This is a genomic window from Thioalkalivibrio sp. XN8, assembly GCF_011058255.1.
Classification (GTDB): domain Bacteria; phylum Pseudomonadota; class Gammaproteobacteria; order Steroidobacterales; family XN24; genus XN24.
The window spans coordinates 1-23,685 of record NZ_JAALFH010000019.1 but is presented as its reverse complement, the minus strand read 5'-3'; the positions used below and the strand labels follow the sequence as shown (position 1 = coordinate 23,685).

Annotated in this window: 24 protein-coding genes and 1 pseudogene; 17 read left to right on the top strand and 8 right to left on the bottom strand. The window is 71.9% G+C overall.

What is annotated here, in order from left to right:
* Window positions 1–397 precede the first annotated feature (397 nt).
* Complete coding sequence (locus G6N75_RS02650) at window positions 398–2,824, top strand: penicillin-binding protein 1A (RefSeq protein WP_165346520.1); 2,427 nt, start codon at window positions 398–400, stop codon at window positions 2,822–2,824.
* Window positions 2,825–2,837: 13 nt separating this feature from the next.
* Window positions 2,838–3,452: a hypothetical protein gene (locus G6N75_RS02645; protein ID WP_165346519.1), complete on the top strand. Its 615-nt coding sequence runs from the start codon at window positions 2,838–2,840 to the stop codon at window positions 3,450–3,452.
* A gap of 7 nt (window positions 3,453–3,459) precedes the next feature.
* On the opposite strand, the gene G6N75_RS02640 is transcribed toward G6N75_RS02645, so the two are convergent.
* The 6 genes from G6N75_RS02640 to G6N75_RS02615 all read right to left on the bottom strand — a co-directional run bounded on the left by G6N75_RS02640 (window position 3,460) and on the right by G6N75_RS02615 (window position 8,829).
* Complete coding sequence (locus G6N75_RS02640) at window positions 3,460–4,761, bottom strand: citrate synthase (protein ID WP_165346518.1); 1,302 nt, start codon at window positions 4,759–4,761, stop codon at window positions 3,460–3,462.
* A 142-nt stretch (window positions 4,762–4,903) separates the two neighbouring features.
* Window positions 4,904–5,113, bottom strand: a complete 210-nt coding sequence (gene rpmE / locus G6N75_RS02635; protein WP_165346517.1) for a 50S ribosomal protein L31 — start codon at window positions 5,111–5,113, stop codon at window positions 4,904–4,906.
* Between the two features lie 464 nt (window positions 5,114–5,577).
* Complete coding sequence (gene hemW / locus G6N75_RS02630; protein ID WP_346765473.1) at window positions 5,578–6,696, bottom strand: radical SAM family heme chaperone HemW; 1,119 nt, start codon at window positions 6,694–6,696, stop codon at window positions 5,578–5,580.
* A 38-nt stretch (window positions 6,697–6,734) separates the two neighbouring features.
* Window positions 6,735–7,352 carry an RdgB/HAM1 family non-canonical purine NTP pyrophosphatase gene (gene rdgB / locus G6N75_RS02625; protein WP_165346516.1) on the bottom strand — a complete coding sequence of 206 codons (618 nt, stop codon included), beginning with the start codon at window positions 7,350–7,352 and terminating at the stop codon, window positions 6,735–6,737.
* A 5-nt stretch (window positions 7,353–7,357) separates the two neighbouring features.
* On the bottom strand, window positions 7,358–8,074 hold the full coding sequence (gene rph / locus G6N75_RS02620) for a ribonuclease PH (protein ID WP_165346515.1): 717 nt from the start codon (window positions 8,072–8,074) through the stop codon (window positions 7,358–7,360).
* Window positions 8,071–8,829, bottom strand: a complete 759-nt coding sequence (locus G6N75_RS02615) for a protein phosphatase 2C domain-containing protein (RefSeq protein WP_165346514.1) — start codon at window positions 8,827–8,829, stop codon at window positions 8,071–8,073. Before G6N75_RS02615 ends, rph begins: the two co-directional genes overlap by 4 nt.
* A 90-nt stretch (window positions 8,830–8,919) precedes the next feature.
* Between G6N75_RS02615 and G6N75_RS02610 the strand changes: the two genes are divergently transcribed.
* The 8 genes from G6N75_RS02610 to ubiA all read left to right on the top strand — a co-directional run bounded on the left by G6N75_RS02610 (window position 8,920) and on the right by ubiA (window position 16,948).
* A complete protein-coding gene (locus G6N75_RS02610; RefSeq protein WP_165346513.1) occupies window positions 8,920–9,792 on the top strand; it encodes a YicC/YloC family endoribonuclease in 873 nt (290 codons plus the stop codon).
* A complete protein-coding gene (gene gmk, locus G6N75_RS02605; protein WP_165346512.1) occupies window positions 9,782–10,408 on the top strand; it encodes a guanylate kinase in 627 nt (208 codons plus the stop codon). The genes G6N75_RS02610 and gmk overlap by 11 nt, the downstream gene beginning before the upstream one ends.
* Window positions 10,409–10,502: 94 nt before the next feature.
* On the top strand, window positions 10,503–10,766 hold the full coding sequence (rpoZ, locus tag G6N75_RS02600) for a DNA-directed RNA polymerase subunit omega (protein WP_165346511.1): 264 nt from the start codon (window positions 10,503–10,505) through the stop codon (window positions 10,764–10,766).
* Window positions 10,767–10,785: 19 nt separating this feature from the next.
* Window positions 10,786–12,939, top strand: coding sequence for a bifunctional (p)ppGpp synthetase/guanosine-3',5'-bis(diphosphate) 3'-pyrophosphohydrolase (locus G6N75_RS02595; protein WP_346765472.1), 2,154 nt, complete (start codon window positions 10,786–10,788; stop codon window positions 12,937–12,939).
* 10 nt (window positions 12,940–12,949) lie between these two features.
* On the top strand, window positions 12,950–13,336 hold the full coding sequence (locus tag G6N75_RS02590; RefSeq protein ID WP_165346510.1) for a Rid family detoxifying hydrolase: 387 nt from the start codon (window positions 12,950–12,952) through the stop codon (window positions 13,334–13,336).
* Window positions 13,337–13,352: 16 nt separating this feature from the next.
* On the top strand, window positions 13,353–15,422 hold the full coding sequence (gene recG / locus G6N75_RS02585) for an ATP-dependent DNA helicase RecG (protein ID WP_165346509.1): 2,070 nt from the start codon (window positions 13,353–13,355) through the stop codon (window positions 15,420–15,422).
* Between the two features lie 57 nt (window positions 15,423–15,479).
* Entirely contained in the window at window positions 15,480–16,061 is a 582-nt protein-coding gene (locus G6N75_RS02580) for a chorismate lyase (protein ID WP_165346508.1), read from the top strand.
* An 11-nt stretch (window positions 16,062–16,072) separates the two neighbouring features.
* Complete coding sequence (gene ubiA / locus G6N75_RS02575) at window positions 16,073–16,948, top strand: 4-hydroxybenzoate octaprenyltransferase (RefSeq protein WP_165346551.1); 876 nt, start codon at window positions 16,073–16,075, stop codon at window positions 16,946–16,948.
* On the opposite strand, the gene G6N75_RS02570 is transcribed toward ubiA, so the two are convergent.
* Both G6N75_RS02570 and G6N75_RS15530 read right to left on the bottom strand, forming a co-directional pair.
* Window positions 16,933–17,424, bottom strand: coding sequence for a ComF family protein (locus tag G6N75_RS02570; RefSeq protein WP_240900889.1), 492 nt, complete (start codon window positions 17,422–17,424; stop codon window positions 16,933–16,935). The two genes, ubiA and G6N75_RS02570, sit on opposite strands and share 16 nt — an antisense overlap.
* A gap of 36 nt (window positions 17,425–17,460) precedes the next feature.
* Window positions 17,461–17,766 (bottom strand): annotated as a pseudogene (locus G6N75_RS15530) (hypothetical protein); the annotation flags it as partial.
* Here G6N75_RS15530 and bioB point away from each other — a divergent pair.
* The 7 genes from bioB to coxB all read left to right on the top strand — a co-directional run.
* Window positions 17,765–18,748: a biotin synthase BioB gene (gene bioB, locus G6N75_RS02565; RefSeq protein ID WP_165346507.1), complete on the top strand. Its 984-nt coding sequence runs from the start codon at window positions 17,765–17,767 to the stop codon at window positions 18,746–18,748. The pseudogene G6N75_RS15530 and the gene bioB overlap by 2 nt on opposite strands.
* Complete coding sequence (gene bioF, locus G6N75_RS02560; protein WP_165346506.1) at window positions 18,726–19,922, top strand: 8-amino-7-oxononanoate synthase; 1,197 nt, start codon at window positions 18,726–18,728, stop codon at window positions 19,920–19,922. The genes bioB and bioF overlap by 23 nt, the downstream gene beginning before the upstream one ends.
* The gene (gene bioH, locus G6N75_RS02555) at window positions 19,919–20,698 is read left to right on the top strand and encodes a pimeloyl-ACP methyl ester esterase BioH (protein ID WP_165346505.1); all 780 of its coding nucleotides are present in this window, start codon (window positions 19,919–19,921) and stop codon (window positions 20,696–20,698) included. Before bioF ends, bioH begins: the two co-directional genes overlap by 4 nt.
* Window positions 20,695–21,576 (top strand): malonyl-ACP O-methyltransferase BioC, encoded by an 882-nt coding sequence (gene bioC, locus G6N75_RS02550; protein ID WP_165346504.1) that lies wholly within the window; start codon window positions 20,695–20,697, stop codon window positions 21,574–21,576. Before bioH ends, bioC begins: the two co-directional genes overlap by 4 nt.
* Window positions 21,573–22,268, top strand: coding sequence for a dethiobiotin synthase (gene bioD, locus G6N75_RS02545; protein WP_165346503.1), 696 nt, complete (start codon window positions 21,573–21,575; stop codon window positions 22,266–22,268). The genes bioC and bioD overlap by 4 nt, the downstream gene beginning before the upstream one ends.
* Before the next feature lie 80 nt (window positions 22,269–22,348).
* Complete coding sequence (locus G6N75_RS02540) at window positions 22,349–22,825, top strand: DUF2244 domain-containing protein (RefSeq protein WP_165346549.1); 477 nt, start codon at window positions 22,349–22,351, stop codon at window positions 22,823–22,825.
* A gap of 35 nt (window positions 22,826–22,860) precedes the next feature.
* The coding region (gene coxB / locus G6N75_RS02535) for a cytochrome c oxidase subunit II (protein WP_165346502.1) at window positions 22,861–23,685 on the top strand (825 nt) is incomplete at its 3' end.

Genomic DNA, 23,685 nt, shown 5'->3' with positions numbered 1-23,685 from the left:
AGACTACGACATTAACTAATGCAACGGCGCGCCAGCTACCGGCTGCCGACCTTTGGCCGAGCAGCGTGCCAACAGTGCCGGAGAACTCCGGGCGGAATCCGTGATCCGGGTCACGGGTTCGCATATTACATAAGGTCGTGCGGGGCAGGCAGGCGGGCGGCGGAGGGACGAGCCGGACCGGCGGACACCGGTTACGGGCGGCACCTGTCGGGCCGCCGCCGAAACGTCATGTCGACTCCGCAATGGACTCAAGCAGCTGCCCCCACAGCAAGGCCGGATCCGCCCCGGGAACCTTCCTGGCTCCACTTCTCGGCGGTCACGCCCCCAAGGGGCGCGCCCGGGTAGATGCTAGTATTCTGGGCGCTTCGCCGAAAGGCAAGTTATCCGCTACGTCCGCATGAACATCCTCCTGCGCTTCGCCTACGGCCTCGTCGCCTTCGCTTCGATGGCTCTCATCGGTCTCGCCCTGGCGGCGATCGGCGCCTATTACTACGTTGCGCCGAGCCTGCCGGACCCCGAGTCGCTGCGCGAAGTACAGCTGCAGGTCCCGATGCGGGTATACAGCCGGGATGGCCTGCTGCTGGCGGAGTTCGGCGAGCAGCGCCGCGTCCCCCTGCAGCTCGACCAGGTCCCCGAGCGGCTGCAGCGCGCCTTCCTGGCGGCGGAGGACGACCGTTTCTTCGAGCATCCCGGCGTGGACTGGCAGGGTCTCACGCGCGCGGCTGTGGCCGTGGCCCTGACGGGCGAGCCGTCCCAGGGCGGCGGCACCATCACCATGCAGGTGGCGCGCAACTTCTTCCTCAGCCGGGAGAAGACCATTTCCCGCAAGGTGCGGGAAATCTTCCTGTCGTTCCGTATCGAGCACCTGCTCTCCAAGGAAGAAATACTCGAGCTCTACCTCAACAAGATTTTCCTCGGCCAGCGCGCCTACGGCGTGGGCGCCGCCGCCGAGGTGTATTTCGGCAAGACCATCGACGCGCTCACGCTCGGCGAGATAGCGCTGATCGCCGGCATCGGGCGGCTGCCCTCCATCGACAACCCGGTCACCAACCCGGAGCGCGCCCGCGCCCGCCGCGCCTACGTGCTGCGGCGCATGCTCGAAACCGGCGTGATCGACCAGGCCGAGCTGGACGCGGCCATGGCCGAGCCCGTGGTTTCGAAGGTCCACGGCGCCCAGGTCCGGCTCGCCGCGCCCTGGGTTGCGGAGATGGCGCGGCGGGAGATGCTCGAGCGCTTCGGCGCCGAGGCTTACACCCGGGGCTACGTCGTCGTAACCACCGTCGACAGCCGGCTGCAGCCCCTCGCCCAGGCAGCCGTGCGCTCCGGGCTGCGCAGCTACGACCAGCGCCACGGCTATCGCGGGCCGCTCGCGCGGCTCGACACTGTGCCCGCGACGCTCGCGGAAGCCGCCACGCTGCTGGAGGGCTATCCGGAGCCGGCGGAACTCCGCGCCGCACTGGTGCTCAGTGTGGACGAGGAGGGCGCCGGCGTGCTGGTGCGCGGCGCCGGGGAGGCGCGCCTGGCCTTCGCCGACATGGCCTGGGCGCGCCCGTACATCGACGACGACCGCGCGGGCGCGGCCCCCGAGACGACGGGGGACGTGCTGGCGCCGGGCGACGTAATCATGGTCCGCGCGGAAGACGAGGCCTGGCGGCTGGCGCAGGCGCCGGACGTACAGGGTGCGCTGGTCGCCCTGGATCCACACGACGGGGCGGTGGTCGCGCTCAGCGGCGGCCTCGATTTCGAGTACAGCAAGTTCAATCGCGCCACCCAGGCGCGGCGCCAGCCCGGCTCCGCCTTCAAGCCCTTCGTCTACTCCGCCGCGCTGGAGCGGGGCCTGACCGCCGCCACGGTGATCATCGACGCCCCGGTGGTATACGACGACCCGGGACTCGAGGACACCTGGCGGCCGCAGAACTACACCGGCCGCTTCTACGGGCCGATGCGGCTGCGGGAAGCGCTGGTGCAGTCTCGCAACCTGGTCTCGATCCGGCTGCTGGAACGAATCGGCATCAACTTTGCCGCGGCACACGCCGCGAACTTCGGCTTCCCGCCCGATGCGCTCCCCCGCAACCTGACGCTGGCCTTGGGCAGCGGGACGGCGACACCGCTGGAGCTGGCCACCGGCTACGCCGCCTTTGCCAACGGCGGCTTTCTCGTGGAGCCCTACTTCATCGACCGCATCTACGGGCCCGACGAGGACCTGCTGTACCGCCACGAGCCCGCCTGGGCCTGCGCCGCCTGCGAGATCGAGCAGGCTGCGGCGGCGGCGGCGCCGACCGAGACAGCCTCCACGGACCCGCCACCCGAATTTCCGATGGTAGAGATCGAGCAGCCGCCGCGCGCCGTGGCGGCCGCCAACGCCTGGCTGATCGACAGCATGCTGCGCGACGTGGTCACGCGCGGCACCGGCGCACGCGCCCGCAGTCTCGGGCGCAGCGATCTCGCCGGCAAGACCGGCACCACCAACGACGGGCGGGACACCTGGTTTGCCGGCTACAACGGCGATGTGGTCGCGACGGCCTGGGTGGGCTTCGACCAGGAGCGCCCGCTCGGCCGAGGCGAGGCCGGCGGCTCGACCGCCCTGCCGTTGTGGATCGATTTCATGGGCCCGGCCCTCGCCGGCACCTCAGCAAGCCGGGTCCCGCAACCGCCCGGGCTGGTGACCGTGCGCATCTCGGCGGAAACCGGCGAACTCGCCCGCGCCGGCGAACCCGGGGCGATCTTCGAGACCTTCCGCGTCGGTAACGTCCCCGCAGCCGCGGCCCCGGGCGAGTCGCAGTTCCCTGCGGCAGGCGAGCGGGAGGACGACCCCCTGTTCTGAGCGGAGGCGCACCATGGGACGGCGATCGACAACCAGGAGCGGTGAAGTCCGCGCGCGAGTGGCCGAGGAGGCGGCCCGCATCATGCGGGAGCAGGGGGTCAGGGATTTCCTGCTGGCCAAGCGCAAGGCCGCCGACCGGCTGGGCATCCTGGACCGGCATGCCATGCCCGCCAACCAGGAGATCGCCGATGCCCTGGCGGCCCAGCAGCGCCTGTTCGGCGGCGCGGAGCACGAGGAAAATCTCCGCGCCCTGCGCGCGGAGGCGCTGCGCGGGATGGACCTGCTCCAGCGCTTCCGGCCGCGGCTCGTGGGGCCGGTGCTAGCCGGTACCGCCACGCCGCACAGCGACGTCTCCCTGCACCTCTTCGTGGACGTGCCCGAGGAGGTTGCCTTCCTGCTGCTGGAGCGCGGCATCCGCTACCAGGCGGGGGAGCGCCGCCTGCGCCTCTGCAACGGCGGTCACGCGACCTATCCGAGCTTCGCCTTCGACCTCGGCGGGGCCGCGATCGAGGCGGTGGTGTTCCCCGAACAGGCGCTGCGCGAGGCGCCGGTCTGCCCGGTGTCGGGCGGGCCCATGCGCCGCGCCCGGCCCGAGGAAGTCGAGCAGCTGCTCGCCGCGCCGGCCTAGGCCGTCCTCAGCCGCTGCGCCGCTCGATCGGGACGTAATCGCGGCGGCCGGCCCCGGTATAGAGCTGCCGCGGCCGGCCGATGCGGCGCTTCGGATCGACGATCATTTCCTGCCAGTGCGCCACCCAGCCGACCGTGCGGGCGATAGCGAACATCACCGTGAACATCGAGGTCGGGATACCCAGGGCCCGGTAGATGATCCCCGAGTAGAAATCGACGTTGGGATAGAGCTTGCGCTCGATGAAGTACTCGTCCTCGAGCGCGATCTCCTCCAGCCGCAACGCCAGCTCGAACAACGGCGAGTCGGTGTGGCCGAGCCGGTTGAGCACCTTGTGGCACATGGTCCGGATCAGCTTGGCGCGCGGGTCGAAGTTCTTGTAGACGCGGTGGCCGAAGCCCATCAGGCGGAAGGGATCGTCCTTGTCCTTGGCCTTGGCGATGAACTTCGGGATGTTCTCGACCGAGCCGATCCTCTCCAGCATGTTCAGCACCGCCTCGTTGGCGCCGCCGTGCGCGGGGCCCCAGAGCGTGGCGATGCCGGCCGAGATGGCCGCGTACGGATTGGTGCCGGAGCTGCCCGCCAGCCGCACCGTGGAGGTGCTGGCATTCTGCTCGTGGTCGGCGTGCAGGATGAACAGCAGGTCCAGCGCCTCCGCCGCCACCGGGTCCACGCGGTACTGGTCGCAGGGCACGGCGAAGAACATGTGCAGCAGGTTGCTGCAGTAATCCAGGTCGTTGCGCGGGTAGACGAAAGGCTGGCCGACCGAGTGCTTGTACGCCGCGGCGGCGATGGTCGGGATCTTGGCGATGATCCGGTGGGCGAAGATCTCGCGGTGCCGCGTGCTCTCGATGTCGGTCGAGTCGTGATAGAAGGCCGACATCGAGCCGACCACCGAGGAGAGCATCGCCATCGGGTGGGCGTTGTGGTGGAAGCCGTTGAAGTGACGCAGCAAGGTCTCGTTGATCATCGTGTGCGTCGTGATGATGTGGGTGAAGGCCTCCAGCTCGCTGCGGTTCGGCAACTCGCCCTGCAGGAGCAGGTAGGCAACCTCGAGGAAGCTGCTGCGCTCCGCCAGCTGGTCCACCGGGTAGCCGCGATAGAGCAGGACGCCCTCGTCCCCGTCGATGTAGGTGATGCTGCTTTCGCAGCTGGCCGTCGAGACGAAGCCGGGGTCCAGCGTGAAGACGCCGAGGTTCTTGTACAACCCGCCGATGTCGACCACGTCGGGCCCGACAGTACCGCTGCGGACCGGCATCTCCAGCCGCTTGCCGTTGGCGTCGTTGATGATGGTGAGGGTCTTCTCGCTCATGCTGGCCTTCCTGGTGGATCGAAGCGGGCCCCGATCGGGGGGCCGAAATTATAATCCAGGGGTCGGGCCATGTCGCGGCGCAGAAAAACAAAAGGGGTGCCACCGGGCACCCCTTCGTCGATGACTGCCGGCGAGCGGCGCGTCAGGCGCTCAGGCCACCGTACTTCTTGCGGAACTTGTCCACCCGGCCGCCGGCGTCGATGATCTTCTGCTTGCCGGTGTAGAAGGGATGGCACTGGGAACAGACTTCCACGTGCAGCTCCTCGCCCAGGGTGGAGCGCGTGGTGAAGGTGTTGCCGCAGCTGCAGACCACCTTGATCTCGGAGTACTCAGGATGAATGTTCGGCTTCATGGTCGGCCTTCCCGAAAGGGGCGTCGTTGGAAAAGCGGGCCATCATAGCGAGCAGTGGCGGCCACGGCAAGAGCCTGGGCATGCGGCCCGGGTCCGGCCGCGCCGTGGCGGCTGGCCGGGCGCGGCGGCCACGACGGCCCCGCTTCCGTTGCATCGCAACACGATATTGAGGAAGCGCTTTAAGTTCCATGCGCTAAAGAGAGTCCCATGCTGGAGGTTCGGGGATTATCCACAAAACCTGTGGATAACTCTGTGCATCAAGGCTTGATGAATGTTCCCGGACGCGGCATTTTTCCTGCGCGACTCAAATTGGACAAAAAATGACCATCCCCTTATGGCCTCAACAGAAACAGCAGGTTACGCCTTGTCGGGGCGCCCGGTCCGGGGATCGAGGCCTCTCGTGAGCGGCAGCGCCGGCGTCCGCGCGACCGGCATCCGGACGGTGTGCATAAGTACTTGTCCCGTCAGGCCCCGCCCACCGGCAGGAACAGTGCCTGCACATCGTTCAGAAAGCGGCGGCCAAGTGCCGTCGGCGTCCAGCGGCCCGCTGCCGAGGCGGTGAGCAGGCCGAGTCGCTCGGCCTCCCCGAGCCCCGGCAGCGCCGCGGCGACCGGCAGCCCGGTACGGCTTTCGAAGCTCTCGACGCTGAAGCCATCGACCAGCCGCAGCGCATTGAGCATGAACTCGAACACCAGCGCCTCCGGCCCGGGCCGGTCCTCCCCTTCGAGACGCGGCCCCTCGAGCCAGCCCAGGGGCCGGCGGCGCCGGCGGCGGCGCAGCACGCGCCCGTCCGAAAGCGTCAGCTTGCCGTGAGCGCCCGCCCCCAGCCCGAGGTAGTCCCCGAACGACCAGTAGTTCAGGTTGTGGCGGCATTCCCGGCCCGGCCGGGCCCAGGCCGAAACCTCGTAGCGCCGGTAGCCGGCCGCTGCCAGCCGTTCGGTCGCGGCACACTCCATCGCCCAGCAGCTGTCCTCGTCCGGCAGCTCGGGGGGCCGGCGGTGGAACGGCGTGCCCGGTTCGAGCGTCAGCTGGTACAGCGAAAGGTGCGGCGGCCCGGCCTGCAGGGCCGCCTCCAGGTCGGCGGCGGCAGCCGCCGCACTTTGTCCCGGCAGGCCGTACATCAGGTCAAGGTTGAAGTTGTCGATGCCCGCGCGCGCCAGCTCTTCGATTGCCAGGCCCGCTTCGCGCGCGTCGTGGATGCGCCCGATGGCCTGCAGCAGGCCGGGCTGGAAGCTCTGCACGCCCAGGGAGACGCGATTCACGCCCGCCGCCGCGAACTCGCTGAAGCGGCCGTGCTCGATGGTGCCGGGATTCGCCTCGAGCGTGATCTCCGCGTCCGGCGCCAGCGGCAGGCGCGCCGCCAGGCCCGCGAGAAAGCGACCGAGCTCCTCCGGCGGGCAGAGGCTGGGCGTGCCGCCGCCGAAAAAGACGGTGTCCGCGACGCGGCCGTCGGCCAGCGGCAGGTCGTCCTCGAGGTCCGCCAGCAGGGCGTCGATGTAGCGGGCGTAAGGCGCCGCCCCGCGCAGCTCGTGGCTGTTGAAGTCGCAATAGGGGCATTTGCGCACGCACCAGGGCAGATGCACGTAGACCCCCAGGGGCGGCAGCGCCGGGGACTCGCCGCTTATGGCGCACCCCCGGCAGCTGCGGCGCCTGTGCCGAGCAGCCGGCGCAGTTCCGCGAAGGCCCGGCCCCGGTGGCTGGCGGCGTTCTTCTCCGCCGGCGCCAGTTCGGCGGCCGTGCGCGCATCGCCGAGCGGCAGGAACACCGGGTCGTAGCCAAAGCCACCGGCGCCGCGGGGCGCCGGCCCGATGCGGCCTTCCCAGCAGCCCTGGCACACCAGCGGCAGCGGATCGGCGGGGTGGCGGAGATACACGGCCACGCAGACGAAACGCGCCGTGCGCTGCGCCGCCGGCACGCCGTCCAGCGCCGCCAGCAGCTTGGCGACATTCGCCGCATCCCCGCCTGCGCCCGCATAGCGCGCCGAATGGATGCCGGGGGCGCCGTCGAGAGCATCGACCACCAGGCCCGAATCGTCGGCGATCGCGGGCAAGCCGCTGCCGGCAGCGGCATGGCGCGCCTTGAGCAGGGCGTTCTCGATGAAGGTGGCGCCGGTCTCGTCCGCCGACTGCAGGCCGAAGTCAGCCTGGGCGACGATCTGGAGGCCTGCCGGCGCCAGCACCGCGGCAATCTCGCGCACCTTGCCGGCGTTCCCGGTGGCCAGGACCACGCGCCGCGACATCCGGCTCACTCCGCCAGCGCGGCCTGCTGCAGCGCCAGCAGCTGGCCGATGCCGCCGGCCGCCAGCTCGAGCAGCTGGTCGAGTTCCGTCCGGTGGAAGGCATGCCCCTCCGCTGTTCCCTGCAGCTCGATAAAGGCGCCGGCGTCGTTCATCACCACGTTCATATCGGTCTCGGCCTCGGCATCCTCGGCGTAGTCCAGGTCGAGCACCGGCATGCCGCGGTAGATCCCTACCGATACCGCCGCGACCTGGCCGTGGACCGGGTTCGCAGCCAGCCCCCGGGCCCGCAACTCGGCCACGGCATCGACCAGCGCCACGTAGGCGCCGGTGATCGCCGCCGTGCGGGTGCCGCCGTCGGCCTGGATCACGTCGCAGTCGAGGGTGATGGTGCGCTCGCCGAGCGCCCGCAGGTCGAGCACGGCGCGCAGGCTGCGGCCCACCAGCCGCTGGATCTCCAGCGTCCGCCCGCCCTGGCGGCCGCGGGCGGCCTCGCGCGGGTTCCGGGTATGGGTCGCGCGCGGCAGCATGCCGTATTCGGCCGTCACCCAGCCCTGGCCCTTGCCCTTGAGGAAGGGTGGCACGCGCTCTTCCACGCTGGCCGAGCACAGCACGCGGGTGCCGCCGAACTCGACCAGCACCGAACCCTCGGCGTGTTGCTGGTAGCCGCGCTCGAAGCGCACCGGGCGCAGCTCGTCGGCGCGCCGCTTGCTGGGTCTGCTCATGCCTCGTCCTCGCTGCCGTCCGCGCGCGCCCGCAGGGCGACTGCCGTGGTGTTGTCGCTGTAGGGCGCGGCGGCCCGCACGGACCGCCCCGCAATGCGCGTCAGCCAGTCGCCGAGGCTGATGTCGGGGTCCGGCCCGGCGGCCAGGTCGGCGTCCTCCAGGCTCGACCAGAGGCCGTCGGAACAAAGCAGCAGCAGGTCGCCCGGGGCCAGCGCGGCAGCCTCGGAGATGGTCACCAGCGGCTGTTCCGATGACCCGCCGAGGCAGAACTCGACGTAGTGGCGCATCGGGTGGCCCGGAATCTCGTCCTCGCTGATCAGGCCGTCCTGCAGCAGTGCCTCGATGGCGGTGTGATCGCGCGTGCGGGTCACCAGCGCCCGGTCGCGGGCATGGTAGACACGCGTGTCGCCGACGTGGGCCCAGACGGCCCCGCCGTCGCGAACGATGCAGGCGGCCAGCGTGGTGCGCGGCGCGGCGCCGATGCCGACCCGCGTGCCCAGCTCCACGACGTCGTCGTGGGCGCGCGCGATCGCCCAGGCCAGGAAGCCGGCGGGATCAGTGTCCGCGTTGGCGCGGTCGAAACTCTGCACCAGGCTGGCGACGGCCGTGCTCGCGGCGGCGCCGCCGCCGGCGTGCCCGCCCATCCCGTCGGCAACGACCAGCAGCAGGCCCGCCGCCGCCTCGTGGACGGCAAGCCGGTCCTGGTTGTCCTCCCGGTCGCCGAGCAGGCTGATCTCGGCTGTTTCGAAGCGCAATTGAATCCCCGGCCTTCTGCTAGACTACGCGCCCGTTTACTCGGCGCGAGACCGGGCAGTATACGCTCACCGCGCGATGGATATGCAGCCATGATCCGTAGCATGACGGGCTTCTCCCGCAGCGAACGCGACGCGCCCTGGGGCACCGTCGCCTGGGAGCTCCGCGCCGTGAATCATCGCTACCTGGAGACCGGCCTGCGGCTGCCGGAAGAGCTGCGCCCGCTGGAGGCCGCCTTCCGCCAGCGGATCACGGCGCGCCTGAAGCGCGGCAAGGTCGACGCCACCCTGCGCCTGACCTGGCACCCGGCCAGCGACCGCGAGCTGTCCCTGGACCTCGAGCTGGCGGCCCGGGTCGCGGAGGCCGCCGCCCGCATCCGCGAGCGCGCCGGGGACCTGGCCCTGCCGGGCACCATGGACATCCTGCGCTGGCCGGGCGTGGTGCGCGAACAGGAGCGCGACGTGGAGCCGCTGGCGCAACTGGCCACCGTGGCGCTCGACGAAGCGCTGGCGGGGCTGGACGAGGCCCGGCGCCGCGAAGGCGCTCATCTCGCGACGGTGCTGGCGGAGCGCCTGGACGGCGTCGCGGCCCTCGCGGCCGAGACCCGCGCCGCGCTGCCGGAGATCCGCGCCGGGCTCCAGGCGCGGCTGCTCGAGCGCCTGGCGGCGCTCGACCTGGAAGCCCAGCCGCAGCGGCTGGAGCAGGAACTCGCCCTGCAGCTGGGCAAGATCGACGTGGACGAGGAGCTGGACCGGCTGGACGCCCACGTGGCCGAGGCGCAGCGCATCCTCGCCAGCCCCCGCGACGAGGCCAACGGCCGCCGGCTGGATTTCCTGATGCAGGAGTTCAATCGCGAGGCGAACACCCTCGGCTCGAAATCGGTCGACGCCCGCACCACCCGCATCGCCGTGGAGCTTAAAGTGCTGATCGAGCAGATGCGCGAGCAGGTCCAGAATGTCGAATGAGCCCGCGCAGAACCGGCTCTTCGTCATCGCCGCGCCCTCGGGCGCCGGCAAGACCTCGCTGGTGCGGGCGCTGATGGAGCGCCAGCCCGAGCTGCGCTTCTCGGTGTCCTACACCACGCGGCCGCAGCGCCCCGGCGAGCAGGACGGCCAGCACTACCATTTCGTCACGCGGGAAGAATTCGCGCGCATGCGGGCGGCCGGCGCCTTCCTCGAGCACGCGCAGGTGTTCGACAACTGCTACGGCACCGCCCGCAGCCAGGTGGACTCGCTGCTGGCGGCCGGCCACGGCGTAGTGCTGGAGATCGACTGGCAGGGCGCACGGCAGGTGCAGGCCCAGATGCCCGAATCGGTCGGCATCTTCATCCTGCCGCCCTCCCGCGCCGAACTCGAGCGCCGCCTGCGCGGCCGCGGCACCGATGCCGAGAGCGTCATCCGGCGCCGGCTGGCCGACGCCGCAACCGACATCTCGCACTGGGACGAGTTCGACTACGTCGTGGTGAACGACGACTTCGGCCGCGCCCTCGACGACCTCGCGGACGTCGTCCAAGGCCGCGGCCAGGCCAGCCGGGCCGACCGGCCGGAGCTCCGGCCGGTCGCCGCCGCGCTGCTTTCCTGAGGCCGTCCGCGCACTGGCAGCGCCGGCGGGGATTCCGTTACTATGCAACGCTCGCCCCCGCCTTATGGGGCGCTCCTCAACCGCAGAGAACATCATGGCCCGCATCACTGTTGAAGACTGCATGCAGAACGTCGACAACCTGTTCGACCTCGTCCTGATCGCCGCCCGGCGCGCCCGCCAGCTCGCCAACGGCGCGCCCTCGGGCCTCGAGTGGGAAAACGACAAGGCCACGGTGCTGGCGCTCCGCGAGATCGCGGAGGGCACGATCGGTCCCGCCATCCTGGAAGAGCCGGAGCCCCTGCCGCTGGCGCCGGAAGCGGAGGTCTTCGAGCGCCCGATTCCCCCGCTGGGAGACTGACCGAGGAGGACCCGCGCCCGTGGACTACGCCGCTTCCTTCCTGGCCCGGTTGCCTAAGAGGAAGCGCTCCATTGGGCTCGACCGGCTCAACCGCAGGATGGAGAAATACCTGCCGGCCGAGCAGGTCGCGCAGGTCATGCAGGCCTACGAGTTCGCCGCCAAGGCCCACGAAGGCCAGCAACGCTACTCCGGCGAACCCTATATCAGCCACCCCGTCGCCGTAGCGACCATCCTGGCCGAGCTCAAGCTCGACGCCCAGACGCTGATGGCGGCGCTGCTCCACGATGTCATCGAAGACACGGGCGTGCCCAAGGCCGACATCGCCACGATGTTCGGCGCCGAAGTCGCCGAGCTGGTGGACGGCGTCAGCAAGCTGGACAAGGTCGAGTTCCGCAGCCGCGCCGAGGCGCAGGCCGAGAGCTTCCGCAAGATGCTGTTCGCCATGGTCGGCGACATGCGCGTGATCCTGGTGAAGCTCGCCGACCGCACCCACAACATGCGCACGCTGTGGATCATGCCGCCCGAGAAGCGGCGGCGCATCGCGCGCGAGACGCTGGAAATCTACGCGCCGATCGCCAACCGCCTGGGCATGAACGCGATCCGCCTGGAGCTGGAGGACCTCGGTTTCCGCTGCCTCTATCCCAATCGCTACCGCGTCCTCGAGCGCGCGCTGAAACGGGCCCAGGGCAACCAGAAACAGGTGCTGCAAAAGATCGGCAAGCGCTTCGAGGAAGGCCTCGGGGAAGCGCGGATCGAGGCCCGCGTGGCCGGCCGCGAGAAGCACATCTACAGCATCTACCGGAAGATGCGGGAGAAGAAGCGCGCGCTCAACGAGATCGTGGATGTCTACGGCATTCGCATTATCGTGGAGTCGGTGGACGACTGTTACCGCGCGCTGGGCGTCGTCCACAAGTGCTACAAGCCGATGCCCGGCCGGTTCAAGGACTACATCGCCATCCCGCGCGTGAACGGCTACCAGTCGCTGCACACCACCCTGTTCGGCCCCGGCGGCCTGCCTTGCGAGGTCCAGATCCGGACCGACGACATGGACCATATCGCCGAATCGGGCATTGCCGCCCACTGGCTCTACAAGAGCGGCAGCGCGGCGGCCGGCCAGCCCCAGGTGCGGGCACGGGAGTGGCTCGCCAGCCTGATGGAAATGGAGGAGGGCGGCAGTTCCGAGGAATTCCTCGAGAGCGTGAAAATCGACCTGTTCCCCGACAAGACCTATGTCTTCACGCCCAAGGGCGACATCGTGCGCCTGCCGCGCGGCGCCACTTGCGTCGATTTCGCCTACGCGGTGCACACCGGCGTCGGCAACCGCTGCGTGGCCGCGCGCGTCGACCGCCGACCGGTGCCGCTGCGCACCGTGCTGAAGAACGGCCAGACGGTGCAGATCGTGACCGCACGCGGCGCCTCGCCCAATCCCGCCTGGGTGAACTTCGTGGTGACCGCCAAGGCGCGCACGGCCATCCGCAGCTTCCTCAAGAACCTGCAGCGCAGCGAAGCGGCCGACCTCGGGCGCCGGTTGCTGGACAATGCGCTGCGCGAGTTCAAGCTGACTGTGCGCAAGGTGCCGGCAGAGCGGATGCAGGCCACCCTCGACCTGCTCGGCTGCAACAACGTCCAGGAGCTCTACGAGCAGATCGGGCTCGGCGAGCGCATGGCGGCGCTGGTGGCCCGGCGCCTGCTGCCCGACGACACCGGCGAGGCCGGGGCCGGCCAGGCCGCGCCGCTGGCGATCGCCGGCACCGAGGGGATGGTCGTGACCTACGGCCGTTGCTGCCATCCCATCCCCGGCGACACGATCTTCGGCTACCTCAGCGCCGGGCGCGGCATCGTCATCCACCGGGAGGACTGCGGCAACCTGGCCGAGTTCCGCAAGCAGCCGGACAAGTGGGTGGCGGTGGAATGGGAAAGCCGCCTGAACCGCACCTTCCCGGTGGAGATTCGCGCCGAGGTCCAGAACCGCCTGGGCGTGCTGGCGGCGGTCGCGGCCAACATTTCCTCCACCCAGACCAACATCGAGCACGTCCAGGTAGTGGAACGTGACGGCGACAGCTCGTCCCTGATCTTCCTCCTCCAGGTGGACGGGCGCGACCAGCTCGAACGCGTGCTGCGCAGCATCCGGACCATGGCGGAAGTGCTGTCGGTGGCGCGCACCAACACCTGAAGGAGAGCCCATGACCCGCCGCACCATCGCCACCGACCAGGCTCCGGCCGCCATCGGCACTTACTCCCAGGCGGTCGCGGCCGCCGGCACGGTGTGGCTGTCCGGGCAGATCCCGCTCGACCCGAGCACCATGGAGCTCGTCAGCGGCGACATCGAGGCCGAGGTCCGGCAGGTCTTCCGCAATCTCGCCGCCGTGGCGACCGCCGCCGGCGCCTCGCTGGACGACGCCGTGCGCCTGACCGTCTATCTCACGGACCTCGGTGATTTCGCGGTCGTGAACCGGGTGATGGAGGACGTGCTCAGCCCGCCGTATCCCGCCCGCGCCACGGTCCAGGTCGCCGCGCTGCCGAAAGGCGCGCGCGTCGAGGTGGACGCCGTGCTGGCGCCCGGGAACTGAGGTCCCGGCGCCGGGCGTGCCCCTCGCGCCAGAAGATTCCGTCACCCGCCTCGGCGGGGTCGGCCCGGCGCTCGCGGCCCGGCTGGAAAAGCTGGGCGTGCGGACGGTGCAGGACCTGGTGCTGCTGTTGCCGGCCCGGTACGAGGACCGCACGCGCGTGGTGCCGATCGGCAGCCTGCAACCGGGCCAGCGCGCCGTCGTCGAGGGCGAGATCCTGCTCGCCGAGGTGGTGCGCCGCCGCCGGCCCATGCTGGTAGTCGCTTTCGGCGACGCCACCGGCATGCTCACCCTGCGCTTCTTCCACTTCACCGCGCGCCAGCAGCAGTCCCTGGCCCGCGGCGCGCGCCTGCGCTGCTTCGGCGAGGCGCGCGCCGGGCAGCGCGGGCTGGAGATGGTGCATCCCGAATACCAGCGGGCTGAGCCGGAGGAAGAACCGGAAGCGCCGGCCCTGACGCCCGTGTACCCGGGCACCGAGGGCCTTACCCAGGCCCGCCTCCGCCAGCTCGTGCGCCTGGCCTGGCGCGCGCTGGGGCAGACCCTGCCCGAGCTGCTGCCGCCGGGGGCGCTGGCCGGGCGCGGCCTGCCGTCGCTCGACGAGGCCCTGCGCCTGCTGCACCAGCCGCCGCCGGACGAGGATGTCGCGGCCCTGGAGTCGGGGCACCATCCCGCGCGTCAGCGCCTGGCGCTGGAGGAGTTGCTGGCCCACCAGCTGGCCATGCGGGCCCTGCGCTACCGGGCCCGCCGCCAGGCCGCATGGCCGCTCCCAGGCGGGCCCCTGGTCGACCGCTTCATCGCGGCGCTGCCCTTCGCGCTGACTGCTGCGCAGCAGCGCGTCATCGCCGAGGTGCGCCGCGACCTGGCCGCGCGCGAGCCGATGATGCGGCTGGTGCAGGGTGATGTCGGCAGCGGCAAGACGGTGGTGGCCGCGGCCGCGGCCCTGCAGGCCGTGGCCTCGGGCGCACAGGCGGCCATCATGGCGCCGACCGAGCTGCTCGCCGAGCAGCACCACGGCAATTTCCGCGGCTGGCTCGAGCCGCTGGGCGTAGGCGTGGCCTGGCTGTCCGGCTCACAGCCGGCCGCCGAACGCCGCGCGGCGCTGGCGCGAATCGCGGCCGGGGAGGCGGCCGTCGTCGTCGGCACGCATGCGCTGTTCCAGGACGGCGTCGAGTTTGCCCGCCTCGCGCTCGCCGTGATCGACGAACAGCATCGCTTCGGCGTGCACCAGCGCCTGGCCCTGACCGACAAGGGCACGAGCGCGGGCCGCCGCCCGCACCAGCTGATCATGACGGCCACGCCCATCCCGCGCACCCTGGCGATGGCGACCTACGCCGACCTCGACACGTCGGTCATCGACGAACTGCCGCCGGGCCGCGGCGAGGTGCGCACGGTGGCGATGCCCGAGTCGCGGCGCGCCGAAGTCATCGCCCGGATCCGCGAGGCCTGCGCGGCCGGCCGCCAGGCATACTGGGTCTGCCCGCTGGTCGAGGAGTCCGACCAGCTGCAGGCCCAGGCCGCCGAGGACACCGCCACGCTGCTGGCGGAGACCCTGCCTGAGCTGACCGTCGGCCTGGTACACGGCCGTATGAAGCCGGCCGACAAGGAGCGCGTGATGCGGGCCTTCAAGGCCGGCGAGATCCACCTGCTGGTGGCCACCACCGTGATCGAGGTCGGCGTGGACGTGCCGCGCGCCAGCCTGATGATCATCGAGAACGCGGAGCGCATGGGCCTGGCCCAGCTCCACCAGCTGCGCGGCCGCGTCGGCCGGGGCAGCGCGGACTCGACCTGCCTGCTGCTGTACAAGCCGCCCCTGTCGCCGACCGCGACCACCCGCCTGGCGGCCATGCGGGAGACCAATGACGGCTTCCGCATTGCCCGCACCGACCTGGAGCTGCGCGGGCCCGGCGAGGTGCTCGGCGTCCGCCAGACCGGGCTGCTGAGCTTCAAGGCCGCGGACCTGGCGCGCGACCAGGCGCTGATGCCGCTGGTGCGCGAGCTGGCCGACGCGCTGCTGCAACGGCATCCGGATGCGGTCGCCGCGCTGACCACGCGCTGGATCGGCGTGGCCACGCGCTACGGCCAGGTCTGACGGCGGCCCGAACACCTCTATAATGGTCGTTCATTTCCTGCGATGTCCCGTCCCCTCATGAGCAGCGAGAGCCCACTCACCGCGCGGCCCGAGAACCTCGCCCAGCCCCTGGCCTGGCTGCCGGCGCGTGCCCGCGGCGCGCTCCCGGACGACGCCGTCCTGCGCGACTGGCTGCGCGATCCCGGCTCGCTGACCTCGCGGCTGCGTGCCGCCTGCGGCGCGGGCTTCCGGCTCGAACTCCTCGGGGAAGCCACCGAGTCGCTGCCTGCTGATGCGCGCGGGCTGCTCGACGGCACCACGGTGCGGGCGCGCCGGGTGCGCATGTTCTGCGGCGACGCGCTGTGCGTCTGCGCCACTACGCTGATCCCGCTGCCGACCCTGGCGGGCACCGACTGGCTCGCGAGCCTCGGCGACCGGCCCCTCGGCGACGCGCTGCTGGCACGCGACGGCATCCGGCGCTCGGCCTTCGAGTTCGCCCGGGTCAGCCCGTCCCATCCGCTGTTCCTGCCCGCCCTGCAGGACTCGGACATCCGGCCGGCCGCGATCTGGAGCCGCCGGTCGCGCTTCAGCCTCGCGGCGGGGCCGCTCCTGGTCTACGAGATGTTTCTCCCCGGCCTCACCCGATGCGGGACCCCGTAGACCCGGCCGCCATGGGGCGCGGCCTCGGCTCGCAGCTGCGGGAATACGCCCTGCTGATGCGGCTGGACCGGCCCATCGGGACCCTGCTGCTGCTGTGGCCGACCCTCTGGGCCCTCTGGATCGCCGGCGCCGGCCGGCCCGACCCGCACGTGCTGCTGGTGTTCGTCGCCGGCGTGGTGCTGATGCGCTCGGCCGGCTGCGTGATGAACGATTTCGCCGACCGACGCATCGATCCCCACGTGGCGCGCACGCGCGAGCGGCCCCTGGCGCGCGGCGCGGTGGCGCCGCTGGAGGCGCTATTGCTGGCGGCCGCCCTGGGCGCGGTGGCGTTCGGCCTGGTGCTGACACTCAACCGGCTCACGGTGCTGCTGGCCCTGGGGGGCGCCGTGCTGACGGTCGCCTATCCCTTCCTGAAGCGGTTCACCCACCTGCCGCAGATCTGGCTCGGCGCCTCTTTCGGCTGGTCGGTGCCGATGGCCTTCGCCGCCCAGACGGGCACGGTGCCGCAGCTGGCCTGGCTGATGTTCATCGCCGTCATCCTCTGGGCGGTGGTGTACGACACCATGTACGCCATGGTCGATCGCGCGGATGATCTCAAGCTCGGCGTCCGCTCGACCGCGATCCTGTTCGGCGACGCCGACCGCGCCCTCATCGGCGTGCTCCAGGCGCTGCTGCTGGTGGCGCTCTGGCTGGTCGGCCGCCAGGCCGGGCTGGGTGGCTGGTACCACGCTGCGCTGGGCGTGGCGGCGGCGCTGTCGCTCTGGCAGCAGTACCTGATCCGCAACCGCGAGCCGGCCGACTGCTTCCGCGCCTTCCTCAACAACAATCTCTACGGCATGGCCGTGTTCGTCGGCATCCTGCTGCACTACATCTACCTCCCGGCCTGAGCCGTTCCGCCGCGCGCGACCGCCCAGACCTCCACCGCCGCGGCGCCGGCCGCCAGCAGCGCCGCCGCCAGGGCACGGCTCGTGGCGCCGGTAGTGAACACGTCGTCCACCACGGCGATCCGCCGCCCGGCTACCGCGGGCCCCGCGACGAAGGCCCCGGCCAGGTTCCGGCGGCGCTGTTGCTCGGGCAGGCCGGCCTGGGGCCGCGTCGCGTGAACCCGCCGGGCGCCCCGGCCAAGCAGCGGCAGGCGCAGGCCGCGCGCCACCGGGCGCGCCACCTCCGCCGCCTGGTTGAAGCCCCGCTCGACCAGGCGCGCCGGATGCAGGGGCACCGGCAGCACGGCATCGACCGCCCGGCCGACGCAGGCGTCCAGCAGCAGGCGGCCGAGCAATGCGCCAAGGTGCAGGGCCCCGTGGTACTTGCACCGCGTCACCAGCGCGTCCACCGGAAAACGCCAGGCCAGCGGCGCGATCACCTGCGACCATGGCGGCGGCGCCCCGGCGCAGTCGGCGCAGGTCCCGCCGGCCGGCCCGGGACGGCCGCAACCGGGACAGGCCCCGCGAATCCACGGCAGGTCGGCGCGACACGGCGCACAGATTCCGGACCGCCCCGCCGCCGCCCCGCAGAGCTCGCACGGCCAGCGAGGCGGCCGCGGACGCAAGCGCCCGTTAACCCAGGCGGCACTCACAGGTTGACAGCCTCCTCCGGCGCCCCGAATACTCCCGGTCCATCGTGCATCGCCCGGCGCGCCGCGCCCAGGGCCGATATCCAGGCCAATCGCCCTGTTAGGGGCGCCCCAGCAAGAGTCCCGCACCATGGCTGAAACCCGTACCGACTGGCGTCTCGAGGAAGTCCGCGCGCTGTTCGGGCTGCCGCTGTTCGAACTGCTGTACCGCGCCCACGGCGTGCACCGGGCCCATTTCCCCGGCCACGAGGTCCAGGTCAGCACGCTGCTGTCGGTGAAGACCGGCGCCTGCCCCGAGGACTGCGCCTACTGCCCGCAGAGCGTGCGCCATGACACCGGGCTGCCGGTCGACCCGCTGCTGGAGGTCGAGGCGGTGGTGGAGCGCGCCCGCGCCGCGCGCGCCGCGGGCGCCACGCGCTTCTGCATGGGCGCGGCCTGGCGCAACCCGAAGCCGAAGCAGCTCGCGGTGGTGATGGACATGGTGCGACAGGTGCGGGCGCTCGGCCTCGAGACCTGCGCCACCCTCGGCATGCTGACCGCCGAGCAGGCCGCGGCCCTGCGCGAAGCCGGCCTCGATTACTACAACCACAACCTCGACACCTCCGAGGCCTTCTACCCCGAGATCATCAGCACCCGGACCTACGCCGACCGGCTCGAGACGCTGCAGCACGTGCGCGACGCCGGCATGAAAGTCTGCTGCGGCGGCATCCTCGGCATGGGGGAGGCGCGCGAGGACCGGGTCGCACTGCTGCATACCCTCGCCACCCTGCCGGCCCATCCGGAGAGCGTCCCCATCAACCAGCTGGTGCGGGTGCCGGGCACGCCGCTGGAGGACGCCGCGCCGCTCGACCCCTTCGAGTTCATCCGCACCATTGCCGTGGCGCGCATCCTGATGCCGGGCTCGCACCTGCGGCTCTCCGCCGGGCGCACCGAGATGAGCGAGGAGATGCAGGCGCTGGCCTTCTTCGCCGGCGCCAACTCGGTGTTCTACGGCGAGAAGCTGCTGACCACGCCCAATCCCGGCGCCGACGGGGACCTCTCGCTGTTCCGGCGCCTGGGGCTGGTGCCGGAGCCCGGCCCGGCGGACGCCCGTGGCGACGCCCGCCACAACTGAGGCGCTGGCCCGCGAGCTGGAGCGACTCGAGCAGGCCGACCTGTACCGTCGCCGCCGGGTCGCAGCCTGGTCGCCGGAGCTGCGCGCCGCCGAGCTGGTGGTGGACGGCCGGCGCTGCCTGGCCTTCTGCAGCAACGACTACCTCGGGCTGGCGCACGACCCGCGGCTGGCCGAGGCCCTGGCGGGACACGCCCTGGCGGCCGGCGCCGGCAGCGGCGCCGCCCACCTCGTCACCGGGCACAGCCCGGAGCACCATGCGCTCGAAGAGGAACTGGCGGCCTTCACCGGCTTCCCGCGCGCGCTGCTGTTCTCCACCGGCTACATGGCCAATCTCGGCCTGCTCTGCGCCCTCGCAGACCGCGGCGACCTGGTGGCGGAGGACCGCCTGAACCACGCCTCGCTGCTGGACGCCAGCCGGCTGTCCGGGGCCCGGGTGCGCCGCTACGCCCATGCCGATCCGGCGGCGGCGGAGCGGCGGCTGGACGGGTCGGCCCGGCGGCGCTTCATCGTCACCGACGGAGTCTTCAGCATGGACGGCGACCGGGCGCCGCTGGCCGCGCTGGCGGCGCTGGCCCGGCGACACGCGGCCGAGCTGGTGGTCGATGACGCCCACGGGCTGGGGGTGGTCGGCCCGGAAGGACGGGGGAGCCTGGCGGCCGCCGGGCTGGCGCCGGCCGACGCCACGGCGCTGGTCGGCACTCTCGGCAAGGCCTTCGGCACCTTCGGCGCCTTCGTCGCCGGCAGCGAGACCGTGATCGAGACGCTCCTCCAGCGCGCCCGCAGCTACATCTACACCACGGCGCCCCCGCCGGCGCTGGCGGCCGCGACGCGCCGGGCGCTGGCCCTGGCGCGCGCCGAACAGTGGCGCCGCGACCGGCTCGCGACCCTGGTGGGGCGCTTCCGTGCCGGCGCCGCCGCGCTCGGGTTGCGGCTGGCGCCGTCGGACACGCCGATCCAGCCCGTGCTGGCGAGTTCCGCCCGCGCCGCCCTGGAGGCCGCCGAGCGCCTGTTCGCGGCCGGGCTGTGGGTCACGCCCATCCGGCCGCCGACCGTGCCGGCGGGCTCGGCCCGCCTGCGGGTGACTTTCTCGGCGGCCCACGAGGAAGCCGACGTCGACCGCCTGCTGGCGGCACTGGACGGCATCCCGGCGCTGCGTCCCGGGGGCGCGGCATGAGCCTGCACGTCGAAACCCGCGGGAGCGGTCCCGGCCTGGTGCTGCTGCACGGCTGGGGCCTCAACTCCGCCATCTGGTCGCCCCTGCTGCCGCGGCTGGAGCAGCGTTTCCGGGTGGTGCTGGCCGATCTGCCCGGCCACGGCCGCAGCCCCGCCGGCGCCGCGGCGCCGACGCTGGCCGGCTGGGCGGGCGCGGTGGCGGCGGTCGCGCCGCCGGGCAGTACGTGGCTGGGCTGGTCGCTCGGAGGCCAGGTCGCCATGACGGCGGCGCTGGCCGGGCACGAACCGCGGCGGCTGGTGCTGGTGGCGACCACGCCGCGCTTCGTGACCGCCCCGGACTGGCCCTGCGGGGTGGCGGCCGGCGTGCTGCGGGACTTTGCCGCGGCGCTGGGGGTCGATCATGCCAAGACCGTGCGCGACTTCCTTAGCCTGCAGCTGCGCGGCGATGCCCGCGCCGCCAGCCTCTTGCGGACGCTGCGCGAGCTGCTGGCGAACGCGCCGCTGCCCGACCCGGCGGCCCTGGCGGCCGGCCTGGAGATCCTCGCCGCCACCGACCTGCGCGACCGGCTGCCGGCGCTCGAACTGCCCACCCTGGTGGTCACCGGGGCGCGGGACCGGCTGACGCCCGCGGCGGCCGGCCACCGGCTGGCGGCCGCGCTGCCTGCGGCCCGGCGGCTGGAATTCGCCGACGCCGCGCATGCGCCGTTCCTCACCCACCCGGAGGAGTTCCTGGCGGGCCTGGAAGAGTTCCTGGACGAACCGGAGGCGGCCGCGTGAGCAGCGATCCTTTCCGGCTGGAGGGGCGGCGGGTGCGCGCGTCCTTCGACGCTGCCGCGGACGGGTACGACGCGGTGGCGGTGATCCAGGCGGAAGTGCGCGCGCGCCTGCTGGAACGGCTCGAGCTGTTCCGGCTCGAGCCCCGGCGGATTCTCGATGCCGGCTGCGGTACCGGGCACGGCGCCCGGGCGCTGCTCCGGCATTACCGCGGCGCGGGGCTGGTGGCCCTGGATCTCGCGCCCGGCATGCTGGCGCAGGCGCGTCGCCGGCGCCCCTGGCTGCGCCGGCTGGACACCGTGTGCGCCGACGCCGCCGCCGTGCCGCTGGCAGATGGGTCCGTGGACCTCGTGTTCTCGAACCTGATGCTCCAGTGGTGCAACCAGCCCGACGCCGTGTTCGCCGAGTTCAGGCGGGTCCTGCGACCCGGCGGGCTGCTGCTCTTCACCACCTTCGGCCCGGACACCCTCAAGGAGCTCCGCGCCGCCTGGAGCGCTGCCGACGGCCATACCCACGTGAGCCGCTTCATCGACATGCACGACCTCGGCGACGCCCTGGTCCGCGCCGGGCTGGCGGAGCCGGTGATGGACGTGGAGCACCTGACCCTGACCTATACCAACCTGCGCGAACTGATGCGCGACCTCAAGACCATGGGCGCCGGCAACGCCACGGGCGGGCGCAACCGGGGGCTGACCGGCCGGCGGCGCCTGGCCGCAGCCGAGGCCCGGTACGAGACCCTGCGCCGCGACGGGCGGCTGCCGGCCACCTGGGAAGTGGTCTACGGCCACGCCTGGGCGCCGGCCGCCGCGCCGGGGGCCGGCCCCGCCGAGGACGGCACCGTCACCATCCCGCTCGCGAACATCGGCCGGCGGGAGCGATGAAGGGCGTCTTCGTCGCCGGCACCGACACCGAGGTCGGCAAGACCCTGTTCAGCGCCGCGCTGCTGCTGCAGCTCGGCGCGGCGGGGGTGCGCGCGGCCGCCTGCAAGCCGGTCGCGGCCGGCTGCCGGCGCGAGGGCGGGCGCCTGGTCAACGGCGATGCCGAACTCCTGGCCGTCACGGCGCCCGTCGCGCGTCCGCTGGAAGTGGTCAACCCGGTGGCGCTGGAGCCGCCCATCGCCCCCCACATCGCGGCCGCCGAGGCCGGCATCGAACTGTGCGCCGCCACCCTGGCCGCGGCCTGTCGCGAGGCCGGCGCCGGGGCCGATTTCCTGCTGGTCGAGGGCGCCGGCGGCTGGCGGGTGCCGCTGGGTCCCGCCGAGACGCTCGCCGACGTGCCCCGCCTGCTGGGACTGCCGGTGGTGCTGGTGGTGGGGCTGCGGCTGGGCTGCCTGAATCACGCCCTGCTCAGCGCCGAGGCGATCCGGGCGGACGGGCTCGAGCTGGCGGGCTGGATCGCCAATCCCCTGGCGCCGGAAATGCCGCGGCTGGAGGAGAATATCGCCACGCTCGGCGAGCGGCTCGGGGCCCCCATGCTGGCCCGGCTGCCCCGCTGCACGGCGGCGGGGGAACTGGAACGGGCCCGGGAAGCGGCCGCCGTGTTGCGCCGTATTACGGCATTCACTTACGATTAGCGCGCTTTTAGCGACGCCCCGGGCAGCGGCGAGAGGTTGAAGACGTCTCTGGACACAGTGACAAGCTCCTTGGACAGGTACTGGTCAGCGCCAATTCATCGCTGAGCCGGCAGGGGGCTTTCCTGTTTTTCGGCGTCACTGCAGCCGCCTCGCTCCTGCTGGCCGGCGCGCTCGCGGCACGCGGCTTCTGGCCCGTCCTGCCCTTCGCGGGGATCGAGCTGTTTGCGCTCGGGCTCGCCCTGGGGCTCAGCATGAAGCGGGGGCGTTACCGGGAGTTCGTCAGCGTCTACGGCGACCGCATTGTGATCGAGCGGGGCGCCGGAGCCGTCGAGGAGAGGATCGAGCTGCCCCGTCACTGGACGCGGGTGGAACTGGAGCCCTCGCCCTGGCGCGGGCACCCGGCCCGGCTGCTGCTGTGCTGCGGGCGGGAGCGCCGGGAGATCGGCGCGGTGCTGACCGGGAGCGAGCGCGAAAGCCTGCGGCAGCGCCTGGCGGAGCTGATCGCCGGCACCGGGCCGGCAGACGCAACCGGGCAGGCCGGCCGTACGAATGAATGAATTGAGAGTGTCCTGATCCAAGGGAGCCCGGACTGATGTCCAAAACCACGTTGAAGTGGATGGGCCGCATTGCGGCAGGCGCGGGGCTGGCCCTCGCGGTACAGGCGTCGGCATGGGCCGACTGGGCATTGAACATGCCGCGCGGTGTCTCCGACATCAGCAACGAAGTCTACGAGCTTCACATGCTGATCTTCGGCGTCTGCGTCGTGATCGCGGTGGTCGTCTTCGGCGCGATGATCTGGTCGATCTTCCATCACCGCAAGTCGCGCGGCGTCGAACCGGCGAAGTTCTCGCACAGCACCAAGGTCGAGATCGTCTGGACCGTGATCCCCATCGCCATCCTGGTGGCGATGGCCGTGCCGGCCGCCGACACGCTGATCCGCATGGAAGACACCCGCAACAGCGATCTCTCCGTCAAGGTCACGGGCTACCAGTGGAAGTGGCACTACGAGTACCTCGACGAGGGCGTGGCCTTCTTCAGCAACCTCTCCGAGGAATCCAACCGCGCCCGCCAGCTGGGCTCCGGCATCGACGTCAGCACCGTGGAAAACTACCTGCTCGACGTGGATCGCCCGCTGGTGGTGCCCGTCGGCGCCAAGGTGCGGCTGCTGCTGACCTCCAACGACGTGATCCACTCCTGGTGGGTGCCGTATTTCGGCGGCAAGAAGGACGCCATCCCGGGCTTCGTCAACGAGTTCTGGTTCCAGGCCGACGTGCCCGGCACCTACCGCGGCCAGTGCGCCGAGTTGTGCGGGCGGGACCATGCCTTCATGCCGGTGGTGGTGGAAGTGCTGCCCGAGGCCGAATACCAGGCCTGGCTGGCGGACCAGTCCCCGCGGGCCACGCCCGCGGCGGCCCCG

Excerpts from the sequence above, each read along its gene's own strand:
- G6N75_RS02640 (WP_165346518.1), bottom strand. The coding sequence starts at position 4,761 with ATGAGCGAGAAGACCCTCACCATCATCAACGACGCCAACGGCAAGCGG.
- gmk (WP_165346512.1), top strand. The coding sequence starts at position 9,782 with ATGTCGAATGAGCCCGCGCAGAACCGGCTCTTCGTCATCGCCGCGCCC.
- bioH (WP_165346505.1), top strand. The coding sequence starts at position 19,919 with ATGAGCCTGCACGTCGAAACCCGCGGGAGCGGTCCCGGCCTGGTGCTG.
- bioB (WP_165346507.1), top strand. The coding sequence starts at position 17,765 with ATGGCTGAAACCCGTACCGACTGGCGTCTCGAGGAAGTCCGCGCGCTG.
- G6N75_RS02580 (WP_165346508.1), top strand. The coding sequence starts at position 15,480 with ATGAGCAGCGAGAGCCCACTCACCGCGCGGCCCGAGAACCTCGCCCAG.
- G6N75_RS02610 (WP_165346513.1), top strand. The coding sequence starts at position 8,920 with ATGATCCGTAGCATGACGGGCTTCTCCCGCAGCGAACGCGACGCGCCC.
- G6N75_RS02645 (WP_165346519.1), top strand. The coding sequence starts at position 2,838 with ATGGGACGGCGATCGACAACCAGGAGCGGTGAAGTCCGCGCGCGAGTG.
- rdgB (WP_165346516.1), bottom strand. The coding sequence starts at position 7,352 with ATGTCGCGGCGCGTGGTCCTGGCCACCGGGAACGCCGGCAAGGTGCGC.
- rpmE (WP_165346517.1), bottom strand. The coding sequence starts at position 5,113 with ATGAAGCCGAACATTCATCCTGAGTACTCCGAGATCAAGGTGGTCTGC.
- rph (WP_165346515.1), bottom strand. The coding sequence starts at position 8,074 with ATGAGCAGACCCAGCAAGCGGCGCGCCGACGAGCTGCGCCCGGTGCGC.
- rpoZ (WP_165346511.1), top strand. The coding sequence starts at position 10,503 with ATGGCCCGCATCACTGTTGAAGACTGCATGCAGAACGTCGACAACCTG.
- bioD (WP_165346503.1), top strand. The coding sequence starts at position 21,573 with ATGAAGGGCGTCTTCGTCGCCGGCACCGACACCGAGGTCGGCAAGACC.
- G6N75_RS02590 (WP_165346510.1), top strand. The coding sequence starts at position 12,950 with ATGACCCGCCGCACCATCGCCACCGACCAGGCTCCGGCCGCCATCGGC.
- G6N75_RS02650 (WP_165346520.1), top strand. The coding sequence starts at position 398 with ATGAACATCCTCCTGCGCTTCGCCTACGGCCTCGTCGCCTTCGCTTCG.
- ubiA (WP_165346551.1), top strand. The coding sequence starts at position 16,073 with ATGGGGCGCGGCCTCGGCTCGCAGCTGCGGGAATACGCCCTGCTGATG.